This is a genomic window from Cognatiluteimonas telluris, assembly GCF_011320095.1.
Lineage (GTDB): Bacteria > Pseudomonadota > Gammaproteobacteria > Xanthomonadales > Xanthomonadaceae > Cognatiluteimonas > Cognatiluteimonas telluris.
The window spans coordinates 143595-168426 of sequence record NZ_JAANOY010000004.1 but is presented as its reverse complement, the minus strand read 5'-3'; the positions used below and the strand labels follow the sequence as shown (position 1 = coordinate 168426).

19 protein-coding genes and 1 tRNA gene are annotated in these 24832 nt (G+C 67.7%); 15 read left to right on the top strand and 5 right to left on the bottom strand.

All coding sequences use genetic code 11. The features are described 5' to 3' along the window. The first annotated feature begins 1 nt into the window (after position 1). The 4 genes from G7B67_RS04880 (at position 2) to G7B67_RS04865 (ending at position 9423) form a co-directional block, all read left to right on the top strand. On the top strand, positions 2 to 1246 hold the full coding sequence (locus G7B67_RS04880) for a DUF2750 domain-containing protein (RefSeq protein ID WP_166208740.1): 1245 nt from the start codon (positions 2 to 4) through the stop codon (positions 1244 to 1246). 166 nt (positions 1247 to 1412) lie between these two features. Beyond that, complete coding sequence (locus G7B67_RS04875; protein WP_166208737.1) at positions 1413 to 8372, top strand: carboxypeptidase regulatory-like domain-containing protein; 6960 nt, start codon at positions 1413 to 1415, stop codon at positions 8370 to 8372. Then, positions 8369 to 9064, top strand: a complete 696-nt coding sequence (gene aqpZ / locus G7B67_RS04870) for an aquaporin Z (protein WP_166208734.1) — start codon at positions 8369 to 8371, stop codon at positions 9062 to 9064. The genes G7B67_RS04875 and aqpZ overlap by 4 nt, the downstream gene beginning before the upstream one ends. 47 nt (positions 9065 to 9111) lie before the next feature. Continuing rightward, positions 9112 to 9423: an outer membrane protein assembly factor BamE gene (locus G7B67_RS04865; protein ID WP_166208731.1), complete on the top strand. Its 312-nt coding sequence runs from the start codon at positions 9112 to 9114 to the stop codon at positions 9421 to 9423. A 137-nt stretch (positions 9424 to 9560) separates the two neighbouring features. Here G7B67_RS04865 and G7B67_RS04860 read toward each other — a convergent pair. Then, positions 9561 to 9637, bottom strand: a tRNA-Pro gene (locus G7B67_RS04860). Positions 9638 to 9780: 143 nt separating this feature from the next. Here G7B67_RS04860 and hisS point away from each other — a divergent pair. From hisS to hisIE, 11 genes are all read left to right on the top strand, one after another. Further along, on the top strand, positions 9781 to 11196 hold the full coding sequence (gene hisS, locus G7B67_RS04855; RefSeq protein WP_166208729.1) for a histidine--tRNA ligase: 1416 nt from the start codon (positions 9781 to 9783) through the stop codon (positions 11194 to 11196). Positions 11197 to 11204: 8 nt separating this feature from the next. Then, positions 11205 to 13121 carry an HAL/PAL/TAL family ammonia-lyase gene (locus tag G7B67_RS04850; RefSeq protein ID WP_166208726.1) on the top strand — a complete coding sequence of 639 codons (1917 nt, stop codon included), beginning with the start codon at positions 11205 to 11207 and terminating at the stop codon, positions 13119 to 13121. A gap of 357 nt (positions 13122 to 13478) precedes the next feature. Then, a complete protein-coding gene (locus tag G7B67_RS04845) occupies positions 13479 to 13799 on the top strand; it encodes a YerC/YecD family TrpR-related protein (protein WP_166208723.1) in 321 nt (106 codons plus the stop codon). Positions 13800 to 13808: 9 nt separating this feature from the next. After that, positions 13809 to 14723, top strand: a complete 915-nt coding sequence (gene hisG / locus G7B67_RS04840; RefSeq protein ID WP_166208720.1) for an ATP phosphoribosyltransferase — start codon at positions 13809 to 13811, stop codon at positions 14721 to 14723. Next, on the top strand, positions 14720 to 16036 hold the full coding sequence (gene hisD / locus G7B67_RS04835) for a histidinol dehydrogenase (RefSeq protein ID WP_425482408.1): 1317 nt from the start codon (positions 14720 to 14722) through the stop codon (positions 16034 to 16036). The genes hisG and hisD overlap by 4 nt, the downstream gene beginning before the upstream one ends. Then, complete coding sequence (gene hisC / locus G7B67_RS04830; RefSeq protein ID WP_166208717.1) at positions 16033 to 17112, top strand: histidinol-phosphate transaminase; 1080 nt, start codon at positions 16033 to 16035, stop codon at positions 17110 to 17112. Before hisD ends, hisC begins: the two co-directional genes overlap by 4 nt. Positions 17113 to 17117: 5 nt before the next feature. Beyond that, positions 17118 to 18194 carry a bifunctional histidinol-phosphatase/imidazoleglycerol-phosphate dehydratase HisB gene (hisB, locus tag G7B67_RS04825; protein ID WP_166208784.1) on the top strand — a complete coding sequence of 359 codons (1077 nt, stop codon included), beginning with the start codon at positions 17118 to 17120 and terminating at the stop codon, positions 18192 to 18194. After that, on the top strand, positions 18191 to 18796 hold the full coding sequence (gene hisH, locus G7B67_RS04820; protein WP_166208714.1) for an imidazole glycerol phosphate synthase subunit HisH: 606 nt from the start codon (positions 18191 to 18193) through the stop codon (positions 18794 to 18796). The genes hisB and hisH overlap by 4 nt, the downstream gene beginning before the upstream one ends. A 38-nt stretch (positions 18797 to 18834) precedes the next feature. Further along, positions 18835 to 19569, top strand: a complete 735-nt coding sequence (locus tag G7B67_RS04815; protein WP_166208711.1) for a 1-(5-phosphoribosyl)-5-[(5-phosphoribosylamino)methylideneamino]imidazole-4-carboxamide isomerase — start codon at positions 18835 to 18837, stop codon at positions 19567 to 19569. Further along, a complete protein-coding gene (gene hisF, locus G7B67_RS04810) occupies positions 19563 to 20339 on the top strand; it encodes an imidazole glycerol phosphate synthase subunit HisF (RefSeq protein ID WP_166208708.1) in 777 nt (258 codons plus the stop codon). The genes G7B67_RS04815 and hisF overlap by 7 nt, the downstream gene beginning before the upstream one ends. After that, positions 20329 to 20982 carry a bifunctional phosphoribosyl-AMP cyclohydrolase/phosphoribosyl-ATP diphosphatase HisIE gene (gene hisIE, locus G7B67_RS04805; RefSeq protein ID WP_166208705.1) on the top strand — a complete coding sequence of 218 codons (654 nt, stop codon included), beginning with the start codon at positions 20329 to 20331 and terminating at the stop codon, positions 20980 to 20982. The genes hisF and hisIE overlap by 11 nt, the downstream gene beginning before the upstream one ends. Before the next feature lie 30 nt (positions 20983 to 21012). Here hisIE and mtnC read toward each other — a convergent pair whose 3' ends face one another. The 4 genes from mtnC to G7B67_RS04785 all read right to left on the bottom strand — a co-directional run bounded on the left by mtnC (position 21013) and on the right by G7B67_RS04785 (position 24622). Continuing rightward, the gene (mtnC, locus tag G7B67_RS04800) at positions 21013 to 21711 is read right to left on the bottom strand and encodes an acireductone synthase (RefSeq protein WP_166208702.1); all 699 of its coding nucleotides are present in this window, start codon (positions 21709 to 21711) and stop codon (positions 21013 to 21015) included. Between the two features lie 2 nt (positions 21712 to 21713). Beyond that, positions 21714 to 22271, bottom strand: coding sequence for a 1,2-dihydroxy-3-keto-5-methylthiopentene dioxygenase (locus G7B67_RS04795; RefSeq protein ID WP_166208699.1), 558 nt, complete (start codon positions 22269 to 22271; stop codon positions 21714 to 21716). Then, complete coding sequence (locus G7B67_RS04790) at positions 22268 to 22903, bottom strand: methylthioribulose 1-phosphate dehydratase (RefSeq protein ID WP_166208696.1); 636 nt, start codon at positions 22901 to 22903, stop codon at positions 22268 to 22270. The genes G7B67_RS04795 and G7B67_RS04790 overlap by 4 nt, the downstream gene beginning before the upstream one ends. 150 nt (positions 22904 to 23053) lie before the next feature. Continuing rightward, positions 23054 to 24622, bottom strand: a complete 1569-nt coding sequence (locus G7B67_RS04785) for an amino acid permease (RefSeq protein ID WP_166208693.1) — start codon at positions 24620 to 24622, stop codon at positions 23054 to 23056. Between the last annotated feature and the right edge of the window lie 210 nt (positions 24623 to 24832).

Below are 24832 nucleotides of genomic sequence, written 5' to 3'. Positions count from 1 at the left end.
CATGAGTGGTCTTGAAGCTGCCGAAATTTACAAAAAGTTCGTACAGGCAGTCGTTTCGACTGAGAATGCCTGGGCAATCTGGTGTGGGAATTCCTGGGCGAACGTCGCAGACCCCGATCGCGCTGGCCGCGTGTTGTTTCTTTTATGGTCAGCGGAAGAAGATGCAAGTGAAATGCTTAATGCAAATCGTGAAACGTTCCCTCCAGAATCGACTGTTGATTGCATAGACGTACAAAAATGGGTCGAACGGTACACGCCAGACCTGGTTGAGTCCGATGCCCTAGTTTTTATATCGCCAAATCGTGAATTCGCCGGAATTGCCGTTGCTCCCGACGATTTGTCCAGGGATATCCGGAGGACGATGCAGAACCTAGAGTTGCAAAGCTCAGATCTGGCGGAATTGCACAGAAAGGTCCGTGCAGGATTCAGGATTCCTCTCGTAGTGCACGGCCCAAGTTACGACCGTGACCCGGATGCCTTGCGCAGCGGGAGATTTGCGAACCTCATCAACGCGTATTGGAGCGGCTACTCGGTCCTGCAATCAGAGATCGCAACGCTGGCTCGGGAATCAGGGCTTCTGGAGGCCGGTTCCCGGCATGCGTTGAAGGAACTGTTCCTGGAGATTTCCTATTCTTCCCGAACCGAAATAGATATGGCCATGTCGGGCCCGGCGGATCGACCGAACACGTACAAGGTCCGTGCCCTGGCCGATGGTCGCAACCTGCTCGTGGGGCCCGACGAAGAGCGCTATTGGATCACTCGCCGGGCAGCGGGCATGGCGTTGCTGCATGTTGCTGCGGCGCTCGGCTTCGGTACCGCTGTACAGGATTATCTGCAGCGCGACCTCGATCGACTGCCCGTCGGGCCGGCGTTTCCCACGATGCCCGTCGCAAACAGGGATGGAGACGCGTGCTGCAGCGACGATCCGTTTGATCCAGGTCGAGCCGGGCGCCCGAAAGACGCATTCCAGCAGGCGCCCGGGCCGGTCTGGGTGATGATCCGTGCCCGCAACGACGACCAACAGTTCGATTACCAGCGGATTTTTTCCGCAATTGTCGAATTCGTTGTGGACGGGGGCCTCGGGCGCTGGGAGGGCGACAGCCAAGGCTCCGGGGAGGCGGATATCTCATTCCTTGCCGAAAGCCAGAAGGCCTTCGTCGAGCGGGTCGGCGCCTTTCTGGAGGGGTATTCCGGTGAGATCGAATTTCGATTCGATACCTGCTTTTCGCCGTTTGTAGTGCCGTGATGAGCGCGGGTGTTGTTCGCAGAAAGTTTGCAGTGGAGCGCGCGCCTCAAGAACAAGGTGTCGTCAGCCCGGCTGTAGGCTTTGCGAAGAGTTCCTGATTGGACAAGCCAGCAGCGTCGCCTGACAAAACGTGTATCGGCTGGATCTTTGTGGCTTTGGGGGAAGGATGGGCAGGATCAAGGGATTGTTCGCCGTAAGCCTGGCGCTCTTCGCGCTCGTCATCGGTGCGCGCGACAGTTCGGCCGAGGACACGCAGCTTGCGCGCGGCCTGGACTGGCTGCAGGCGCAGGTGCAGAGCAATGGCGTGCTGGCGGGCGAGGATGCCTCCTTGGCGATCGTCCGCCAGGTGCGCAACGAGGCGGCACACACCTTGGCGCTGGCCGGTCGCACCGCGTCCCTGCCGGACCTGCCCGCGAACGAAACCAGCGACACCTCCACCGAACTCCTCGCGCGGCGGCTGACGGGCCTGGGCGCGATGGGCAGGACGCAGGACGCGGCGCTCGAATTGCCCGCACTCGTGGCATTGGCAAATGATGACGGCGGCTTCGGCGGCGCGTTGGGGCAGCCGAGCAATCCACTGGATACCTCGTTGGCCTTGCTCGCAATGCGGGCGGCAGGGGTCACGCGCGATGCGCGCGCGCAAGCGGCGATCGGTTACCTGTTGAATGCCGCCAACAGCGACGGCAGCTATTCGCCCGGGCAGCCCGCCTATGTCACCGGCTATGTGGTGCAGGCGCTGACGCAGTTCCGCAACGACTACAGCGTGGGGGCTTCGATCCAGCGCAGTCGGGCGGCATTGCTCGCCTTGCAGGCAGCAGGCGCCTACGGCGACACCGTGAACGATGCGGTGGCGACCATCGCCCTGGCGCAGTCCGGCCCGGTCGCGGATACGGCGGGGAGCGTGGCCGAAATCCGTGCCGCGCAAGCGGGCGATGGCAGTTGGCAGGACGACCCTTACGTCACCGCACTCGCCCTGCGCGCCATGCTCGTTGCCCAGGCAGCCCCGACGGTCGACGACGGCACCATCGCCGGCAACGTGTATGACGCAAGCTCCGGCCTGGCCCTCCCCGGTGCCGTCGTTGTGCTCGGCAGCTCCGGGCTGACCGCGCAAAGCGGCGCGAATGGCGGCTTCGAACTCGCGCCCGTTCCGCCTGGGACGTATGTCGTCAGCATTTCCCATGCCGGCTATTCCAGCTATGCCGGTTCGACCGTTGTCGAGGCCGGCAAGACGACGAATCTTGGCCGCATCGGATTGTCGATCGCGGACACCACCGCAGTGCTGCGCGGCCGGATCAGCGACTCCAAAACCCAAGTGCCGATCGCCGGCGCCGCCGTGCAGGTCTCGGGCAGCGTCACCCTGCAGACACAATCCGATGCCAGCGGAGCGTACGAAGTGCTCGGCCTTCCCGCCGGAAGCTATTCCGTGCAGATCAGCCAGGCGGGCTATCAAACCCTCAACCAGGCCATCAACCTGCCGGCGCGTACGGCCGTCACGTTTTCTCCTGCCCTGACGCCCGATGGCGAAACGGCCCCGACCAGCGCCGACGTGACGGGCCTGGTCATCGATGCGGCAACCTCGACACCAATCGCAGCGGCGCAGGTCGTCATCAACGGGCAGAGCACCGCCAGCGACGCGAGCGGCCGCTTCAACTTAACCGGCCTGACCGCCGGGCCATTCTCGGGCAGCGTCCAGGCAGACGGTTACGACAGCATCAACCTGAGCGGTGTCCTGGCGAACGGCAGCAATGATGTCGGCCGCATCGGTCTCGACGCCACTGCAACCAACACGCAACGCACGCTGATCGGCACCATCACGTCGAGTGCAACCGGGCAGGCTATTGCCGGCGCTGCATTGACCCTCAACGGTGCGCCCGCTGGTGCTTCGGACAGCGCGGGCCAGTACCGGATCGCGGATACCGGCAGTGCCGACGTCAGCCTGGGCGTCACGGCAGACGGCTTCCAGCCCCGCGCGCTCTCAACGCGACTGGAAAATCCTGGCGTCTATCGCCTTGATGTGGCGATGGACGACCTGCAGCAGGGGACCTTCCAGGTCTTCAACCTGCAGGCGACGCCGGATTCGGTGTTGCCCAACGACACGATCCGGATCAGCGCGAACATCGCCAACCTCACGACGCTGGATCAGGACGCTCTCGTCGTGGTGCGGGTCCTGGACGGCAGCGGGCAGAAGGTCGCCCAGCTCTGCGGCGCACCAACGTCCGCCGGTCCCGAGCAGTGCACCTTTGCGTTCAGCGCGAGGCAGACGCAGGCCTTCGTCGCCGACTGGAAGGTGCCGAACCTTCCGGCCGGGCCGTATCAGTTGGCCCTGCACGTTGTGAAGCCGGGAAGCATCCAGCGCAGCACGCCGCTGGGGCTGATCCTGGGTTCGGACATCCACCCCATCGACATCCGGGCCACGCTCGGGCTGCAGGGCACGGTCGTGCCGTCGCCGCCGATCATGATCCAGGCATCGCCCAACGGCGTCGACTTCAGCGCGCTGGTGCAGAACAAGGGCAACGCGGTCATCCCCGCTGGCGAAGTCGTCCTCAAGGTGACCGATCACACCAGCGGCGCGGTGGCGTTCACCGCCACGGTTGCGATGCCGGAAACCCTGCCCAACGATATGGCGAATCTTGCCTTCGGCCACTGGCAGCCGCCGGCGACCGGTGCGCAGTACGACCTGGCCGCAACGTCGACGGATCCTGCGATCGGTGGAGCGGCCACGGGCGTCTTCTACGTCGGCGACGCGGCCAGCGGTGAATTCTCGGTCGATCCGGTCGAAACCACCGATGGCACCCAGCGGGTGAAGGCGACCTTGAAGGTCACAGGCATCAACAACCCCACCGGGCAGGCGGCCGATCCGCTGTTCACGCTGGTGCGCCAGGCGGTCAGCCGCGGGGGAAGCTATTCCGGTACCCAGGCCATGAATTGGCAGAACACCAACAACTGCCTTGGCTGCCATATCCAGACCCAGACGCTGTACGGAATCGCGAGCTCGCTGGACAAGGCCGATATCGACCACGCGACGGCTGTCTTCCTGCAGAACTCACAGGGAGCGAACATCCAGGCCTCGCGCGCGATCTACAACCAGCATCCGGAATATCCGTTGACCCAGGCGCAACTCGGCCTGTGGAGCATGAACGCGTGGCCGGATGCGGCGGAGAATTTCAACGCCCGTTATCGCGTAGCGAAGTATCTGTATTCGAAGCGGACCGACTACACCGCCGATCGCACCTACTGGTGGCGCGACTACAACAGCGCCGGATGGATGGTGGAAAACCCCGCGCCCAGCGCCACGGCGGTCCAGGGCCTGGCCGGCGTGCTGCACGATGCAGCGAAGCTGGGCATCGACCACTACGTCGAGTACAGCAGCCAGGTCCGCGCCAATGCCGGCGTCCGCTTGTCGGACATCACGGCTGGTCCGGACGGTCAGCTGTATGTCCTGCGCGAGGACGGCAAGGTCTACCTGCTGGACGTCGCCACCAATGCGTTGGCGTATTTCGGCGCGGCGACGGGCGTCCAGTACGGCTACGGAATCGCCGTTGCAGCCAATGGCGATGTCTTCGTCGCCACCGGGCATTTGAGCGGCAAGCCATCGGTGATCGAACGCGTCACGCCGTCGGGCAGCCAGGTGGTCTTCACCCTTCCGGACGACGCCGATTCGATCGACTTCCTGCCCGACGGCCGGCTGGCGATCCTGTGCTACGTCTCGCGCCGCGTGTACCTGGGTGATGTCGGCGACGGCAGCCTGCAGCTGCTCAGTTCCGGCAACCTGCTGCCGGCGCAGGCGCGCTCGATCACGGCATTGAAGGATGGATCGCTGCTCGTGTCGGGCACCTATACGTCCGGCCGGGCCCAGGCCACCGTGCACGTGGCGATGGACGGAACCCAGCGTTATCAGCACCGAGGTGTCTATTACCAGATGACGGATGTCGCGGTCGCACCGGACGGGTCGCTGGTGGCCGGCGGCGGCGACGGGATCTACGAGCTCAACCCCAATGAACTCGTCGAGCGTTTCGCGACCGGTTCGCCCAACAACTACAAGGTCGCCTTCGTCGGCGGGCGCCTGTTCGGAATCCAGTATCGCGCGGCCACCACGATCAGCGAGCTGGTCCGGCACGAAACCGACATCGCCGTCGAACTCGAGCAGATGCGGGCGGCGGTGGAGCGCACCGCGCGCCATTTCGTGAGCTACACCGATTACGGCATCCCGGCGCAGGCGTTCCGGTTGATCCTGTTGGCCGAGGCGCGCCCCTACGTACAGGACCCGGCATTGGCCGCCAGCGTGGATGCCGAGATTCCGCTGCTGAAGGCGGAGTTGCGCGCAGCGCAGCACGTCGATGGCGGCTGGAGCCGTTACAAGGGTGGGGTGAGCGATCCATTGACGACCTCCATCATCGGAACCGCGCTGGACTACACCGATCCGGACGCCACCGATGCCGTCCTGCGCAAGACCGTGCAGTACCTGCTGACCAAGCAGGGCTCCGATGGATCATGGTCTGGCCAGTATTTCGATACGCGCCTGGGCGCCACCAGCTACGTGATGGCATACCTGCCCAAGGCCGTCGCGCGCCTGGGAGGGATCGATACCAGCCTCGGGCTCGAATTCGCCTCCAACGTGAAGCTGGTGGATGCGTCGGCGACGGCAAGCGCCAGCACGATCAATGCCGATGGCTCATCGTCCTACCTGTTCGACCTCGGCCGCATCAATGCAACCGGGGCGATCTTCACCTTCACGCTCGACATGATCGGGATGAAGATCGACGAGTGGCGCAAGATCGCGACGGCTGCGTTCCTGCGCTTCGTCAATGGCTTCAACGGGGAGGTGGTCGACAGCCCGATTGCCATCCCGTCGGTCCATGCCGCCAACCACTACCAGCTGGACCTGGGATTGAACCGGGCCGTCTTCAATGCCAATGAAACGGTCGTCGTGCAGCCGACGGTGACCAACAACGGTTCCTCGTTCACCACCGGGAGCCTGCGTTACTTCATCGAAGACGCCAACGGGCAACCGGTCACGGAGCTTCCCGCCGTCGCGTTCAGCGGGATGTCCATCGGTGCGTCGCAGACGCTCCCGCAGCCATGGGATACGGCCAACCACCCTGCCGGGGATTACCGCGCACGCGTGGTCCTGCTCAGCCCCGATGGGCAAGCGTGGGGAGAGGCGATCCAGCCGTTCCGCATCGAAACGACATCGACCGGGCCGCAACTGACGTCCGCGGTCGCCACCGACAAGGCGATCTACGATCCGTTCGATACGGTCCAGATCCTGGGGCGCGTCCGCGACCTGACCATCAACGCCAGTTTCGAAAACCTGACCGTGTCGGAGCTGGTCACCTCGCCCTCGGGCGAGACGATCCTGGCAACGGACCGGCAGATTCCGCATCTGGCGCCCGAGTCCACGGCCACGATCAGCGTGCCGTTCAATCTTGTCGCCGCAACGGCAGGGACCTACCTGGTAACACAGACGGTCCGCGCTGCGGATGGCGCCGTGCTGGATACGAAGACCAGTCAGTTCGACGTTCGCTCCAGCATCGAGACGGGGTCGGGCCTCGCAGGCACCATCGCGGCATTGCCATCGCAACTGGAAGTCGGAGAAACCACCAGCCTGCTGGCCACGGCCAACAACGCCGGGAATGCGGCGTTCTCCCAGTTGCCGCTGGTCCTCACCGTGATCGATCCCGCCAACGAGACCGTGCTTGCGACGTGGACGCAGGTGGCCGACCTGCCGGTGGGGCAGAGCACCACCTTCTCGCGTCCATGGGACACCACGGGCGTTGCGCCTGGCGATTACGAAGCGGTACTGCAGGCGCAGGTCGGGACCGGCCTGGTGTTGCTGGCGCATGCGCCAGTGCGTGTGGTCGAACCGCCGATCAAGGCCGAGATGACCCAGTCGCTCTCGGCGACGGGCCGGGTGCTGGTGCTGATGACCTGCCGCATCGGGCATGGCGCCACCGAGGATGCCGCCTGTACCCGCGACCGCGCGGCGTTTGTCGATGCGCTGCTGACCAGGTTGTCGATCGCCCATACGGTCGTGACCACGACCGACGGCTTCGCCAGCGAATATGCAACCGGACGCTATGACACCTACTGGATCAGCGGCGGCGCGCGCAAGCTCGCCAACACCCTGGCGGAAGAGGTACGGGAAGCGATCTTCCAGGGCGATGGCCTGCTGGTGGATGGCAACCACGACTCGCGCAACCAGATACTGGATGCGGCCCTGGGCGTGCGCTTTACGGGAGAGCTTGCCGGCAACGCACACCAGGCCGTGCTGCTCACGGGCGATTTCGCGGTCGGCAGCTTCGATGCCAGCGGGGATGCATTGCGGTACGAGCCCGCCGGCGCGCATGTCGAAGGTCGCTTCGACAGTGCCGATGGGCTACCGGCCGTCTTGGGCGAGGCTTATGGCGATGGCAGGTCGATGGTTGCCGCGTTCGACCTGGTGTCCGCCCTCGCCGGAACGGACTCGGCGGCACAGGCGGAGGATCTGCTTGGCCGGATGCTGCGCCGGATCATGCCGGCTTCGCCAAGCTATGGGATCACCGGGGGATATCTCACCGTCAATACCGAGGTGAAGAACCTTGCCAAGGCGGTGGATCTCGCGCTCGTTGCCCAAGCGCAGGCGCCCTTGCGCCTGGTTGATGCACGGCCTGAGGCCTTCTCGTTGACGTCGCTGCTGGCCGAATGGCGGTTCAGGCTGGACGTCGCGCAGACCAGGAGTTTTGCCTTGGGCTTGCGCCTGCCGCCAGAGCCAGGGACCTACACGCTGGATTCGAAGCTCACCGTGCCTGCGTCAGGCGCGCTCCTGGCCAGCAACGCGTTGGCCGTGCCTGTCGTGAGCCCACGCGTGCTCGGCGACAAGCTGTCGCTCGACCTGTCCCAGTTGTCGTTGCAAAGCCCTGCGGAAGACAATGCGCGCAATCGGGCGATCGTGTTGCTCGCCCAGGCGATGGATGCGCTGGACCGGAATCAGCGCGACATGGCCATCGACAGCCTGCTGAAGGCAATCGCTGAACTGGGCAAGATCGGCAGCGTGTCGACGACGTCGTGCCACGTGCAATTCGCGGGACTGGTGAAGGCCGCACGCATCACCGGTCCGGCATCCAACATCGGGAGACAGGATCGATGACCAGGAAGTTGCTGGGAGAAGCGCTGGGTACGCTATGGCTTGTGCTTGGCGGCTGCGGAAGCGCCGTGCTGGCGCTGGGTTTCCCGGACATCGGCATCGGGCTGCTGGGCGTTGCGCTGGCGTTCGGCTTCGCATGGATGGTCGGCGTCCACGTTTTCGAGCCCGTGTCGGGCGCCCACCTGAATCCCGCGGTGACCGTCGGGATGGCCGTGGCTGGCCGATTCCCGCTGCGCCTCGTCGTGCCCTACATCCTTGCCCAGGTCGTCGGCGCGATCGCCGGGGCGGCAATCGTCTACCTGATCGCCAGCGGGAAGGTCGGGTTCGATGTTGCGTCCGGATTGGATGCCAACGGGTACGCGGAACACTCCCCGGGGGCATATTCCCTCGCCTCGGCGCTGGTCTGCGAGACGGTGCTGGGCTTCCTGTTCGTGCTGGTCGTGCTCCGCGCACGCGAGCAGGCGTTTCCAGCGGCCTACGCGCCGCTGGTGACCGGGTTGGCACTGGTGGTCGTCTGCCTGGTCGGCATCCCGGTGACGAATGCGTCGGTCAATCCAGCCAGGAGCCTGGGGCCCGCGGTCTTCGTCGGTGGCTGGGCGCTGCAGCAACTCTGGCTGTTCTGGCTTGCCCCCTTGCTGGGCGCGGGCCTCGCCGGTGGTGCCTCCCGCTACTTCGGTATTCCGCAGACTCGTTGATCATCCGCAAGGACATTCCCGTTGCAAACTAATGGAGAACTGCCGACATGAAGTTGGGGAACTGGTTGGTCACGCTGGTGCTCGCCCTCGCGATGGTTGCCTGCTCGGCAGGCGGCAAGCCATGGACGGGAGACCCGCAGCTGGTCCACAAGCTGCAGCTGAAGATGTCCGAAGCCGAGGTTCGCGACCTGCTGGGCGAGCCCAGCCAGACGCAGGACATGGACATGCTTGGGGTCAAGCAACAGATGTGGAATTACAACGGGTCGCAGCGCGTGATGCTGCTGTTCCAGAACGGCAAGCTGGTGAATGCCAGCCTGGGTGGGACAACCGTGCTGGAAGCGGGGGTTGGCGATATCTAGCCAGCCCGGGCCGGCTTCCGGGGCGCGCCGCCCAACAGCCATGGGGCGCCCGATCCATCGGCATGCTGACGGCAACCGGGTCCGGCGGGTCGACTCGACAAGAAGCCGGCCCAGGGCCGGCTTCTTGAAGAACATCATGGTCGGGGAGACAGGATTTGAACCTGCGACTTCTACGTCCCGAACGTAGCGCTCTACCAGGCTGAGCTACACCCCGACAGGTGAGCCCGGCATTTTAGTGAGTTCGGGCACCCGTGGGCAAGTCCGGGCTTGGGCGCCGCGCTGACGGGCCCGCCGGGGGGCGGCGCCGGCGACGCAGCCGCTACACTGTCGCCCCCGCGCCACACGGACTTCTGAGCCTTGATCAAGCCGCGTACCCCGCCCGGAGTCATGGAGCTGCTGCCGCGCGAGCAGATCGCGTTCCAGCGCATGCTCGACGCGATCCGCGAGACCTTCGAACGCTTCGGATTCCTGCCGGTGGAAACGCCGGTGATGGAGTTGTCGGAGGTGCTGCTGACCAAATCCGGCGGCGAAACCGAGCGCCAGGTGTATTTCGTGCAATCCACCGGCGCGCTCGGCAAGGCCGAAGCGGGCGAGGACGCGCGCGCCATGCCGGAACTGGCCCTGCGCTTCGACCTGACGGTGCCGCTGGCGCGGTATGTCGCCGAGCACGAGCACGCGCTGGCCTTTCCCTTCCGGCGCTACCAGATGCAGCGGGTGTATCGCGGCGAGCGCGCGCAACGGGGCCGCTTCCGCGAGTTCTACCAGTGCGACATCGACGTCATCGGCAAGGACGCCCTGTCGATCCGGTTCGACGCCGAGATCCCGGCGGTCATCCATGCGGTGTTCGATCGCCTGGCGATCGGCGACTTCACCATCCAGCTCAATCATCGCAAGCTGTTGCGCGGCTATTTCGAAGGCCTGGGCATCGACGACGGCGCCCGCCAGGCGGCGGTGCTGCGCGAGCTGGACAAGCTCGACAAGCGCGGCGAGGACGCGGTGCGGGCGACCCTGGGCGGCGGCGATTTCGCCTTGCCGGAAGATACCGTCGAACGGCTGATGGCGTTTTCGCGGATCCGCTCGCGCGGGCACGCCGATGCGCTGGCGCAACTCGATGGGCTGGGCGCGGGCAGCGCGCTGTTCGAGCAGGGTCGCAGCGAACTGCGCGAAGTGCTGCAGCGCCTGCACGCGATGGGCATTCCCGAGTCCCGCTATGCGATCAACCTGTCGATCGCACGCGGCCTGGATTACTACACCGGCATCGTCTACGAGACCACGCTCGATGCGTATCCGCAGGTCGGCTCGATCTGCTCGGGAGGGCGCTACGACGACCTCGCCGGGCATTACACGAAATCAAAATTGCCCGGCGTCGGGATCTCGATCGGCCTGACGCGCTTGTTCTTCCAGCTGCGCGATGCCGGCATCGTGGCTGCGGCCGAAAGCTCCGTCGACGTGCTGGTCGCGCTGCTCGACGACGCCGGCCTTGACCACGCCCTGGCGCTGTCGCAACGCCTGCGCGCCGACGGATTCAACGTCGAAACCCAGCTCGAACCACGCAAGCTCGCGCGGCAGTTGCAGTACGCCGATCGCGCCGGCATCCGCTTCGTGGTGATCCGCGGCGAGGACGAGGCCTCGCGCGGCGTGGTCGCGATCAAGGACCTGCGGCGGGGCACGCAGTTCGAGGCTGCTGAAGGCGAGATCGCAGGGGCCCTGCGCGATGCGCGCCTCAAGACGCTGCTGTTTCCCGATGCGGCCCAGGCGGAGACAGCACGATGAGCGGCGGGATGAACGACTCGAACGCAGCCGCCGTCCGCCTGGACGGCAACTCGCTGACCCGTGAGCAGCTGGTGCGCGTCGCCCAGGGCGCCTGCGTCGATCTCGATCCCGCTGCATTGCAGGCGGTCGCACGCGCGGCCGAATTCCTCGCCGACACCGTCCGCCGCGAAGAACCGATCTACGGCGTGTCGACCGGGTTCGGCAGCAATGCCGACAAACTGCTCGGCGGCCATCCGATGCGCGATGCGCAGGTGGACGCACAGACGCCGGGCCGCAGCCTGCATGTCGAGCTGCAGCACAACCTGATCGTGACCCATGCCGTCTGCGTGGGCGAGCCGTTCGCGGCCGATGTCGTGCGCGCGATGCTTTGCATCCGCATCAACACCTTGCTGCGCGGGCATTCGGGTATCCGCGTGCAGACCTTGCAGGCGCTGGCGGCGATGCTTAACGCCGGGATCGTGCCGGTGGTGCCGCAGCTCGGCTCGGTCGGCGCGTCGGGCGACCTGGCGCCGCTGTCGCACCTGGCGATCGTGCTGCTCGGTGGCGGCGAAGCGTTCTTCGCCGGCGAGCGCATGCCGGGCGCGCAGGCGCTGGAACGTGCGGGCCTCACGCCGGTGACGCTGTCGTACAAGGAAGGCCTGGCGCTGAACAACGGCACCGCACAGATGCTGGCGACCGGCGTGCTGGCGCTGCACCGCCTGGACGCGCTGCTGGACACCGCCGATCTTGCCGCGGCGATGACCGTGGATGCGTTTGCAGGGCGCCTGGGCGCCTTCGCCGCCGAGGCGCATGCGCTGCGTCCGCATCCAGGGCAGGTGCGCAGCGCCGCCAACCTGCGCGCGATGCTGGATGGTTCGTCGCTGGCCGACATCCGCTACCACCTGGTGCCGAAGTTCCGGCAGTGGCAGCCGTCGAGCTGGGCCCGGCGACCGGTGGCCGAACAGCCGTGCTTCGACATCGGCTGGGAGTGGGTTCCGTTCGACCAGCGCCACGGGCGCGGCAACTTCTACCAGCGTTTCCGGCCGTTCCGCGGTGGCAAGAAGCACCAGCCGCAGGACAGCTATTCGCTGCGTTGCGCGCCGCAGGTGCATGGTGCGGTGCGCGATGCGGTCGAGCAGGCCAAGCGCGTGCTCGACATCGAACTCAATTCGGTGACCGACAATCCGCTGGTGTTCCCCGCTGCCGAGGCCGAGCACGTCGAGCAGCAGGTGATTTCCGCCGGGCATTTCCACGGCATGCCGCTGGCCTTGGCGATGAGTTACGTCAAGGCCGCGATCCCGGTGCTGGCGTCGATCTCCGAGCGCCGCCTCAACAAGCTGGTCGATCCGGCGACCAACGACGGCCTGCCGCCGTTCCTGATCGGCAACGAGGACGGCACCGAGTCTGGTTACATGATCGTGCAGTACACCGCAGCGGCGATCGTCAACGACCTCGCCAGTCGCGCGATGCCGGCGTCGGTGTATTCGATCCCGACCAGCGCCAATGCCGAGGATCACGTGTCGATGGGGGCCAACGAAGCCCGGCACGTGCTGGCGATGACCGATGACCTGGGCAAGGTGCTGGCGCTGGAGCTCTATACCGCGGCGCAGGCGCTTGACCTGCGCCGCGACATGATCGATGCGGCGCGGGCGCTGGCGCACGGCAGCGATGCCGCCGGGTTCGCGGCGAAGGTGCAGGGTTGCTGGGACCTGGATGCATCGCAGCGGGCGGCCTTCCTCGCCGAGGTCGACGGATTGCGCGCGGAGCTGGCGGCCCTGCCGTCGCCGCAACCTGGCCGCGCGGTGGGCGCCGCGCATGCGGCGATCCGCGAGCGCATCGCCTTCATGGATCGCGATCGTGCGCTCGATGGCGAGGTCAGGGTGGCCCTGCAACTGGTCGCCGACGGCTCCGTCCTCGCCGCGGCGCGCGGGGCACTGCAGCACTAGGGCGCGCCATCCCGCCTCGCGGAGTTGGCGCAGCGCCTTTCTGCGACGGCGGCAAAACGGGCGCCGGACCGCTTGAAGTCCAGCCGGCCGGCCAGGTTTGAGCCGGTCTCCCCCGATGGCGGCCATCCGCCGCCGATCAATGCCCGCCAGAAGGCTGCCCCGCCCAGCACGGGTCTGGCGTCTGGGCGCGCATTCGATGCGGGTCATGTCCTGCATGCATCCCGATGCCCGCCTGCAGCCCTCGTGGGCGTGTTCCCGTGCCAGGCGCAGGTGCGGCAACAGGAGGCGTCGATCCGCCGGTTGACGGCCCGCACGAGGATGGCATAATGTATTAACACGCTAATACGTTGGCACGACATGAAGCAGCGCCCACAACCCACTCCGAAGCCCGATGCCGAAGCCAACCTGGACGGCCTGTCGCGCGCGCTTGCCGCGCTCACCGATCCGGCCGACGTGCGTGCATTCCTGGAGGACCTGTGCACGCCCGCCGAGATCGAGGCGATGGGCGATCGCTGGAAGGTGGTGCCGCTGCTGCTCGATGGCGTTCCGTATCGCGAGATCCACGACCGCACCATGGTCAGCGTCACCACCGTGGGCCGGGTCGCGCGCACGCTCGAGCGCGGCGCGGGCGGGTATGGCGCGGCCGTCCAGCGGCTGCGCCGCCGCCGCGCGCGCTAGGCCGGCCGGATGGGCAAGACATACGCCACGGCGGGGCGCGAGCGCCTGCGCATCGCCATCCAGAAAAGCGGTCGCTTGAGCGACCCGGCGCGGGCGCTGCTCGCCGGCTGCGGGCTCGCGTGGCGCGAGAGTCGCGATCGCCTGTTCTGTCACGGCGAGTCGCTGCCGATCGACCTGCTGCTGGTGCGCGACGACGACATTCCCGGCCTGATCGCCGACGGCGCCTGCGACCTGGGGATCGTTGGACGCAATGTGCTGCTCGAGCACGCCGGCGTCCGCGCGCTTCAAGGCCAGGCCGCCGCCTATCGCGAATGGCGTGCGCTCGGGGTCGGCAGCTGCCGCCTGGTCCTGGCGCTGCCCGAGGCCATCCAGTGGCACGCGCCCGCACAGTTGCAGGGCCTGCGCATTGCCACCAGCTACCCGGCGCTGCTCGGGCAGTGGCTGCGCGAGCAAGATGTCGCCGCCGAGATCGTGACCTTGTCCGGGTCGGTGGAAATCGCGCCGCGGCTCGGCCAGGCCGACGCCGTGTGCGACCTGGTCTCCAGCGGTGCAACGCTGGCCGCAAACCAGTTGCGGCCGGTGGAAACACTGCTGCAGAGCGAGGCGGTGCTCGCCGGCCCCGTCGCCGGGTTCGGCGACGCCCGCGAAGATCTCTCGATGCTGCTGTTGCGCCGGCTCGATGGCGTGCTGCGCCTGAAGGACAGCAAGCTGCTGTTGTTCCGCGCCAGCCGGCGCGCCGTCCCGAGCCTGCTCGAACTGCTGCCAGATGCCGAGGCGCCCGTCATCACCGGCATCGACGGCAGCGACGCACTCGCGCTGCAGGCGATCTGCCATGGCGCGGTGACCTGGCAGCGGCTGGAGGATCTCAAGCGCGCCGGCGCCAGCGGACTGCTGGTACTGCCGGTGGAAAGGATGCTGGCATGAGCGCGCCGGGAGCCGTGCTGGGCCGCAGCGACTGGCGCTCGCTCGACGCGGCGGCGCGCGAAGCCGTCCTGGCGCGACCGACCCGGCTGGCTTCGGCACGCACCGAGGCCATCGTCGCCGACATCCTGCAGTCGGTACGTCGCGACGGCGATGCAGCGCTGCGCGCGCTGTCGCTCCGGTTCGACGGCGCTTCGATCAATGCGTTGCGCGTGACCGAAGAAGAATTCCATGACGCCTCCGACGCGATCCCCAAAGCGCTACGGGCGGCGATCGAGGATGCCGCCGCGCGCATCGCCCGCTTCCATCGCGCCGGAATGCTGCAGCCGTACGCGGTGGAAACCGCAGCCGGCGTCCTGTGCGAACGCATCGTCCGCCCCATCGCCCGCGTCGGCCTCTACGTGCCGGCCGGCAGCGCCCCGCTGCCGTCGACGGCGCTGATGCTCGGCGTTCCGGCGCGGCTGGCCGGTTGCAGTGACGTGGTGCTGTGCACGCCGCCGCGCAGGGACGGGCGCTGCGATCCATCGGTGCTGCACGCGGCGCGGCACTGCGGCATCGACAAGGTGTTCAAGGTCGGTGGTGCGCAGGCCATCGCCGCGATGGCCATGGGAACGCAGGCCATTCCGCGTTGCGACAAGCTGTTCGGCCCGGGCAACGCGTACGTCACCGAGGCCAAGCGCCAGGTGTCGCGGTTGCCGGACGGGCCGGCGATCGACATGCCCGCAGGGCCGTCCGAAGTCCTCGTGATCGCAGACGCGGGCGCGAACGCCGCCTTCGTGGCGGCGGACCTGCTTTCGCAGGCCGAACATGGCGGCGACTCGCAGGTGCTGCTGCTGTCCGACGACGACGCCCTGCTGGATGCGGTGGCGCGCGAGGTCGAGCGGCAGATCGACCACCTGCCGCGCGCCGACATCGCCCGCCAGGCGTTGTCGGTATCGCGCGCGCTGCGCGTCGAATCGATCGCCGAGGCGGTCGCCATCAGCAACCGCTATGCACCCGAGCACCTGATCCTGGCGCTGCGCGAACCGCGCGCGTGGCTGGACGGCATCGCGTCGGCCGGGTCGGTGTTCCTGGGCGACTGGGCCCCGGAAGCGCTCGGCGACTATTGCAGCGGCACCAACCATGTCCTGCCCACCGGTGGCGCGGCGCGCGCCACCAGCGGACTGAGCGTGGCCAGCTTCCAGACCACCATCAGCGTGCAGTCGGTGGAACGCCGCGGGCTGGACGCCATTGGCGGCATCGCGATGACGCTGGCGCGCGCCGAGGGGCTGGACGCGCACGCGCACGCGGTCGGACTGCGCATGGAGGCCGCATGAACCCGGTGCCCATGTTGCTGCGGCCGGACCTGCGCGGCTTCAGCGGCTACCGTTCCGCGCGCAGCGAATCGCTGCAAGGCGATGTATGGCTCAACGCCAACGAGTCGGCGCAATCCAACCACGCCGACGACACGGGCGCGTGGCGACGGTATCCGCAACCGCAGCCACCGCCGCTGCGGGCGGCGTTGGCGACGCTGTACGGCTGCGACGAGGCCCAGCTTCTGATCGGACGCGGCAGCGACGAGCCGATCGACCTGCTGGCGCGGGCGTTCTGCCAGCCGGGGCGGGATGCGGTGCTGGTCACGCCGCCGGTGTTCGGCATGTACGCGGTCTGCGCCCGGCTGCAGGGTGCGCGGGTGGTCGAGGTGCCGTTGCGGGATCGCGCGGCGGGGTTCGATGTCGACCTGGACCAGGTGGCACTGGCCGCGCGGGCCCAGCATGCACGCCTGGTGTTCCTGTGTTCGCCAGGCAACCCCACCGGCAACGTGCTGCAGGCCGGTGCCGTGCTGGCGCTTGCGCGCGCGCTGCAGGACAGCGCGCTGGTCGTCGTGGACGAAGCCTACGCGGAGTTCGCCGACACGCCGTCCCTGGTCCCCGCCATCGCCGCGCAGCCCAATCTTGCGGTGCTGCGCACCTTGTCCAAGGCGCACGCGCTGGCGGGCGCGCGGATCGGATGCCTGGTCGCGGACCCCGCGGTGGTTTCGGCCCTGCAACGCTGCCAGGCGCCATACCCGGTGCCAGCGCCCTGCGCCGAACTGGCGCTGGCGGCGCTGTCCCCCGCTGCGCTGCGCCTGACCGCCGCCAATATCGATGCCATGCGCGCGCAGCGCCAGGGGCTGATCGATGCGCTGGTAGGCGTGGCGTGCGTGCGGCGCGTCTATCCGTCGCAGGCGAATTTCATCCTCGCGCGCTTCGACCGCGTCGAGGACGTCTTCGGGCGCCTGCTGGCGGCGGGCGTCGTCGTGCGCAGCATGCGCGAGCAGCCCGGGCTCGGCGATGCGCTCAGGATCACGGTCGGCACGGCGGCGCAGAACGCGCGGCTGCTGGACACCCTGCGTACCGCGGTGGCGGCGTGAGCGCGATGCCGGCGCCGCTGCTGTTCGTGGACCGCGACGGCACGCTGATCGCCGAGCCAGCGGACTTCCAGGTCGACCGTTTCGACAAGCTGCGCTTCGTCGATGGCGTCATCCCGGCGATGCTGCGCCTGCGTGATGCCGGCTACCGCTTCGTGATGGTGAGCAACCAGGACGGGCTGGGGCGGCCGTCGTTTCCGCGGGATGACTTCGACGGCCCGCAGCGGCTGATGCTGCAGGTATTCCAGAGCCAGGGCGTGGTCTTCGACGAGATCCTGATCGACACCAGCCTTGCCGGGGAGAACAGTCCCGGGCGCAAACCCGGGATCGCGATGGCGGCGCACCTGCTGCGGCGCGGGGATGTCGACTGGGCGCGTTCGGCGATGGTCGGCGATCGCGACACCGACGTGCGTTTTGCCGACAACCTCGGCGTTCGCGCGTTCCAGCTGCGCACGCCGGAATTCGGGGGGCAGTGGGATTGGCCGGCGATCGCGCATGCCTTGTGCGATGCACCGCGCGTCGGGAACGTCCGGCGCGCGACGGCCGAGACCCGGGTCGATGTCGACATCGACCTGGACCGCGCTGCGCCGGCATCGGTGTCGACCGGGCTCGGTTTCCTGGACCACATGCTGGAGCAGCTGGGCACCCACGCCGGCATCGCGCTGCGGTTGCAGGCGCGCGGCGACCTGCACGTGGACGAACACCACACCGTCGAGGACTGCGCGCTGGCGCTCGGGCAGGCGTTGCGCCATGCGCTGGGCGACAAACGCGGCATCGCACGCTACGGATTCACGCTGCCGATGGACGAAGCGCTCGCCAGCGCCGCGCTGGACCTGTCGGGGCGGCCGCACTTCGTCTTCCGCGGGACGTTCGCACGCGAGCGCGTCGGCGACCTTCCGACCGAACTGGTGCCTCATTTCTTCCGCTCGCTCGCCGAGGCGGCGGCCATGACCCTGCATCTTTCGGTCGATGGCGAGAACGACCACCACAAGATCGAAGCCTGCTTCAAGGCCGTCGCGCGCGCCCTGCGCCAGGCGGTGCGTCGCGATGGCGCCGTGTTGCCGACCACCAAGGGCGTGCTGTGATCGACGTGGCCGTCATCGACGCCGGCGGCGCGAACCTCGCTTCGGTCTGCCATGCGGTCGAGCGCGCCGGTGCGTTGCCACGCCGCGTGCGCGATGCCGCCGCGCTGGGTGCCCCGGACCGGATCATCCTGCCCGGCGTCGGCGCGGCTGCCCCGGCCATGCGCTGCCTGCGCGAACGGGGCCTCGACATCGCATTGGGCGGGGCGACGGCGCCGCTGCTCGGGATATGCCTCGGGATGCAGTTGTTGTTCGAGCATTCCGAGGAGGGCGATGTCGAATGCCTGGGGCTGCTGCCGGGGCGGGTTCGGCGGCTGCGCGGCACGGCCGGTGCACGCGTCCCGCACATGGGCTGGAACAGCCTCGAGGACGTGCGCGAGGCACCGTGGCTGCGTGGCATCGACGACGGCGACCAGGCCTATTTCGTGCATGGTTATGCCGCTGCGGTGACGCCCGACTGCATGGCGGCCTGCGGGCACGGCAGCGAGCGATTCGCGGCGATCGTGCAACGCGGGACACGGCACGGCGCGCAGTTCCACCCCGAGCGCTCGGCGACGACCGGCGCGCGCCTGCTGGCGAACTTCCTTGGAACCGGCAGCGGATGAGGATCACGGAGTCAGCATCCCCGCATGAGCATCCCCGCATGGGCATGACCGTGTACCCGGCGGTGGACGTGCGCGGCGGCGCCGTGGTCCGCCTGTACCAGGGCGATTACGCGCGGGAAACGCGCTACGCCGGATCGCCCGCGGACGTGCTGCGAAGCTACGCCCGGCAGGGCGCGCAATGGGTGCACCTGGTGGACCTGGATGCCGCCCGCGAAGGTGGCTACACACTCGTGCCCCTGTTGCGTTCGCTGGCGAGCGAGCGGTCGCTGCGGGTGCAGACCGGCGGCGGCATCCGCGGCGAGGCCGACGTCGAGGGCGTGCTGGAGGCCGGCGCGGCACGCGTCGTGATCGGTTCGCGTGCGGTCGACGATCCGGCAGAGGTCTCGCGCTGGCTGGCCCGCTTCGGCCCCGAGCGGCTGACGCTCGCGCTCGATGCCCGCTGCGGTCCATGCGGGACCTGGTATCCGGTGTCGCATGGCTGGTCGAGGTCGGGCGGACGCACGCTGCGCGACCTGCTGGCCTTCTACCTGGACCACGGTCTGCGGCATGCGCTGTGCACCGATGTCGATCGCGACGGAACCCTGGCAGGGCCCAACCTCGCGTTCTACGAACTCCTGCGCACATGGGCGCCGGGCATCGCGGTGCAGGCCTCCGGCGGCGTGCGCGATGCCGCCGATGTCGCCGCGCTGGCCGGGATCGGTTGCGCGGGCGTCGTCATCGGCAAGGCCTTGCTCGAAGGGCGCGTCACGGTGGCGGAGGCCGTCGCATGCTGAGTCGCCGCATCATTGCGTGCCTCGACGTCCGCGAGGGGCGCGTGGTCAAGGGCGTGCGCTTCCGCGACCACGTCGACATGGGCGACTGCGTCGAGCTGGCCATGCGCTATCGCGACGCCGGCGCGGACGAACTCGTGTTCTACGATATCGGCGCCAGCCCGCAGCAACGCTGCGTGGACGTGCGCTGGGTGGAGCGCATCGGCCGCGTGCTCGACATCCCGTTCTGCGTTGCCGGCGGCATCCGCGACGTCCGGCAGGCGCGCGAGGTGCTGCTCGCGGGCGCCGACAAGATATCGGTGAACACGCCGGCACTGGAGCGGCCGGAACTGGTGGACGAGCTGGCCGAGGCCTTCGGCGTGCAGTGCGTGGTCGTCGGCATCGACAGCCTGCGCGACGCCGATGGCCAATGGCGCGTGCGCAGCAACACGGGCGAGCCTGGCACCCTTCGGGCATTGCCGCGGCGGACGCTCGACTGGGTGTGCGAAGTGCAGGCCCGCGGCGCCGGCGAAATCGTCCTCAACTGCATGGGCAGCGATGGCGTGCGCCGCGGGTACGACCTGGAGCAGTTGCGCGCGGTGCGCGCCGCCTGCCGGGTGCCGCTGGTGGCATCGGGCGGCGCGGGTTCGGCGCAGGATTTCGTCGATGTCTTCGTGCAGGCGGACGTCGATGCGGCGCTCGCGGCGAGCGTGTTCCACACTGGCGCGATCGGGATCCCGGTGCTCAAGCAGGCCGTGGCCGCATGCGGCATCCGGGTGCGGCATGCGGCCTGAAGTCATCGACACGCTGGCCTGGGACAAGCAGGGCGGCCTGCTGCCCGCCGTGGTGCAGGACGCCGACACGCTGCGCGTGCTCATGCTCGGCTACATGGATCGCGCCGCCTTGCAGGCGACGCTCGACAGCCGATACGTGACCTTCTTCAGCCGCAGCCGGCAGCAGCAATGGAGGAAGGGCGGCCAATCCGGCCATGTGCTTGCACTGGTCGCGATCGAGGCCGATTGCGACGGCGACGCGCTGCTGGTGCGTGCGCAACCGGCGGGCCCGACCTGCCACCTGGGGCGCATCAGCTGTTTCGCCGCCGCCGCCGCCGATGCCCTGGGCGAGCTCGACCTGCTGGTGGCGCAGCGCCACCGCGATCGCCCACCGGGCAGCTATGGCACGCGCCTGTTCGATGCCGGGGTGCGTGCCATCGCGCAGAAGGTGGGCGAGGAAGGCGTGGAGACGGCGCTGGCGGCGGTCGCGCAGGACGATGGCGCGCTCCTGGGCGAAGCCGCCGACTTGCTGTACCACCTGGCGGTGCTGTTGCGCGCGCGTGGCCTGTCGCTGGCGGATGCAAAACAGGTGCTGGCAGCGCGGCGCTCTGCCGGGTGTCCAAGTCGGGAGGAGGGCGACGGCGGACACGCAACGCTGGCGTGAGTCCGCGATTTGCGCGGGATCGGCGCGCGATCAGCCCGCGATGTCTACCTGCGCGAACGACTCGACGCGCGGGTGTCCGTTCGCCACCTTTGCGTCTCGCGCCTGCGGGTAATCCTCGCGCCGATCGAGCAGGACGGTCCGCATGCCCGCCTCGCGCGCGGCGTCGAGCTCCTCGACCACATCGGACAGGAAGACGATGTCGCCTGGCGGCTGCCGCAATGCTTCGGCGATGCGGCGGTAACTGTCGGCTTCCCGCTTGTGCCCAACGCGGGTGTCGAAAAAATCGCTGAAGACCGGCGCCAGGTCGCCGGCTTCGCTGTGGCCGAACAGCAGCTTCTGCGCATCCACCGAACCGGACGAATACACCGCCAGCCGGGTGCCGTCCGCATGCCAGTCGCGCAGCGCCTGCGCCGCATCGGGATAGACGTGGCCGTGGAAATCCCCGCGCAGATAACCCTCGCGCCACATCAGCCCCTGCAACGCCTTGAGCGCGGTGTGCTTGCGGTCCTGGTCGATCCAGCCCTGCAATGTCTCGACGATGACCTCGTCGCTGCAGATGCCGCCGCTCTCGGTTGCCACCAGGTCCAGCCAGCGGCGCACCTCCGGATCGTCGCCATGCGCGCGCACGAACCCGGGCAGGGCGCGCCGCGCATATGGAAACAGCACGTCCTTCACGAACGAAATACTGCTGGTGGTGCCTTCGATGTCGGTGAGGATGGTAGTCGCCACGTTCAGCCCGCTTGTCCGGGCTCGTAGCGCGGAAACCTGCGCGCGATGTCGGTGCCGGTGAAATGTCCCACCCAGCCATCGGGTTCGGTGAAGAAGCGGATCGCGACGAAATAGGGTTCCGGCCCCATGTCGAACCAGTGATGGGTCGAATCGGGCACCGCGATCAGGTCGCCCTGCTCGCAGCGGATCTCGAACACCCTGTCGTCCACGTGCAGGGTGAACAGTCCCGAGCCGGCCACGAAGAACCGCACCTCGTCTTCCTTGTGGAAGTGCTCCTCGAGGAACTTGGCACGCATCTGGTCGCGCTGCGGATGATCGGGCGCGATGCTGACCACGTCGACGGAGCGGAAACCGCGTTCGCCGACCAGCCGGTCGATGTCGCCGCGATAGGCGGCCATCACGTCCTCGGACGACGCCCCCGGCGCGATGGCCTGCGTCGCCTGCCACTGCTCGAAGGCCACGCCGATCGCCGACAGCTCGCTCGCGATGCGCGACGCATCCTCCGTCGACAGCAACGGTTGGTCCGGGTGCGCCTCCTCGAAGATCCGAAGCCGGCTCATCGCAGCCTCCGCAGTTCCAGTTCGCAGCGCAGCAGGAATTCGAATGCATCCAGGTGGCGTCGTGCTTCGGCCATGTCACGTCCCCAGGTGTAGAGGCCGTGGCCGTCGATCAGATAGCCCCACATGCATTGGCGGTCGAGCAGCGCGTCGACCTGCGCGGCCAGCGTGTGCATGTCCTGGGTGTTGGACAGCACCGGCACGTCGACGTGGGTATCGTGGGTTTCGTTGCCGGCGAAGGCCTTCAGCAGCTCGTAACCTTCCAGCCGCACGTGGCCGGCGCCGGAATACAGCCGCGACGCGATCGTCTGCGCCTGCGAATGCGTATGCAGCACGCAGCCGATCTCGGGGTACCGCCGGTACAGCTGGGTATGCAGCAGGGTTTCGGCGGACGGACGCAGGTTGCTGCCGACCGCGTTGCCGTCGAAGTCCACGACCATGATGTCGGCTTCGGCCAGGCGGCCCTTGTCGCGACCCGAAACCGTGATCGCCGCTTGCGCATCGTCCAGGCGGCAGGAGAAGTTGCTGCTGGTCGCGGGCGTCAAGCCCGCCGCGGCGAGTTCGCGCACGTTGGCGATGATCTCCGCGGCCACCGCGGGCAGCTGCCGCGCCTGGTTGGGCATTGAATTGCTCATGGCGACAGTTTACCGCCCGCGGGGAAGGGAGAGGTGGATGCGGCGGGCGGGACGTCGGGCATCACCGGCGATGTGTGCAGCCCATGTAGCCGCTGCAAAAAAGAACGGCGCGATGATCGCGCCGTTCGGGTCAACCGCTGCAGGCATTGCTCAGGCCTGCGGGCCCTCATGGAACGGTGGCTCCGGTGGCGGCACTTCGCCGCCCTTGGCGGCCTTGAGGCCACGCCCCAGCTCGCTGCGCTTGTAGCCGTACAGCATGTAGACCACCAGGCCGATGATCGCCCAGCCGAAGAACAGGCTGATCGTGTACATCGACAGGTTGACGAACAGCAGCAGGCAGCCGGCGACCGCGAGCGGGCAGACCACCCACACGAATGGCGTGCGGAACGGGCGATGCCGGTTGGGCTGCTGCTTGCGCAGGATCATCACCCCGATCGCCACCATGATGAAGGCGAACAACGTGCCCGAGTTGGAGATGTCGGCCAGGATTCCCACCGGGAACATCGCGCCGAACAGCGCCACGAACACGCCGGTGATGATCGTGATCACGTGCGGGGTGTGGTACTTCGGATGCACCCGCGACAGCACTTCGGGCAGCAGGCCGTCGCGCGACATGGTGAAGAAGATGCGGGTCTGGCCGTAGATCATCATCAGCACCACCGACGGCAACGCCAGCGCCGCGGCCAGGCCGATCATGTTGCCGACCTTGCCGAAGCCGATCATGCGCATGACGTGCGCCAGCGGTTCCTTGCTGCACACCAGCGCGTCGGCGTGGCTCAGGCAGACCGAGGCCATTTCCGGTGTGCCCGGCTGCAGGATCACGCCATCGGCACCCACCATCGGCGTCGAACCGGCGGCACCCACGGCGCCATAGCCGACCAGCAGGTAGAAGATGGTGCAGATCGCCAGCGATCCGATCAGGCCGATCGGGATGTTGCGGTTGGGGTTCTTGGTTTCTTCCGAGGCGGTGGAGACCGCGTCGAAGCCGACATAGGCGAAGAAGATCGACGCCGCGGCGCCGAGCACGCCCACGCCGCCCATCGGGCTGCCCCAGCCGGTGGGGAAGAACGGAGTGAAGTTGTCGCTGTTGACCGCGGGCAGCGAGATCACGATGAAGGCGACCAGCGCGGCGATCTTGATCGACACCAGCACCGCATTGACCTTCGCCGACTTCGACGTGCCGATCACCAGCAGCCAGGTCACCACCAGCGAGATCAGGCACGCAAGCAGGTTGAACACGCCGCCGTCGTAGGGACCGGTGCGCAGCGACATCGGCAAGGCCAGTGTCCCGGGTTCCACCAGTCCGAACAGGTTGCTGTGCAACAGCAGCCCGTTCATGTAACCCGACCAGCCGACCGCGACCGCGCCCGCTGCCACCGCGTATTCGAGCACCAACGCCCAGCCGACGATCCACGCCAGGCCTTCGCCCAGCACGCCGTAGGTGTAGGTGTACGCGGAGCCGGCGACCGGCACCATCGAAGCCAGTTCGGCGTAGGCCAGCGCAGCGAGCGCGCAGACCACGGCCGCGATGACGAAGGACACCATCATCGCCGGACCGGCCTTCTGTCCGGCCTCGGCAGTGAGCACGAAGATACCAGTGCCGATCACGGCACCGATGCCGAGCATGGTCAGCTGGAACGCACCCAGTTGCCGGGTGAGCGCCTTCTTGCCGGCGGTCTCCAGGATCTTGTCGAGCGGCTTGACGCGCCAAAAAAGCATCGTGTTCTCCCCCAAGGAGTCTGCAGGCGGTGCACGGCCAGGCCGTGCGTGCAAAACAGTGGCCGACCTTACCGGTCGGCTGGGATGCACACAAGCTCCGCGGCGTCCCGGCGAGCGGGGCATGCGCCTGAACGAGGGGCCGTCCGGCCAACGAAGAGCGGCTCCCGGTAGGAGCGGCTTCAGCCGTGAGCCCTTCGCCATTTCCGGGCG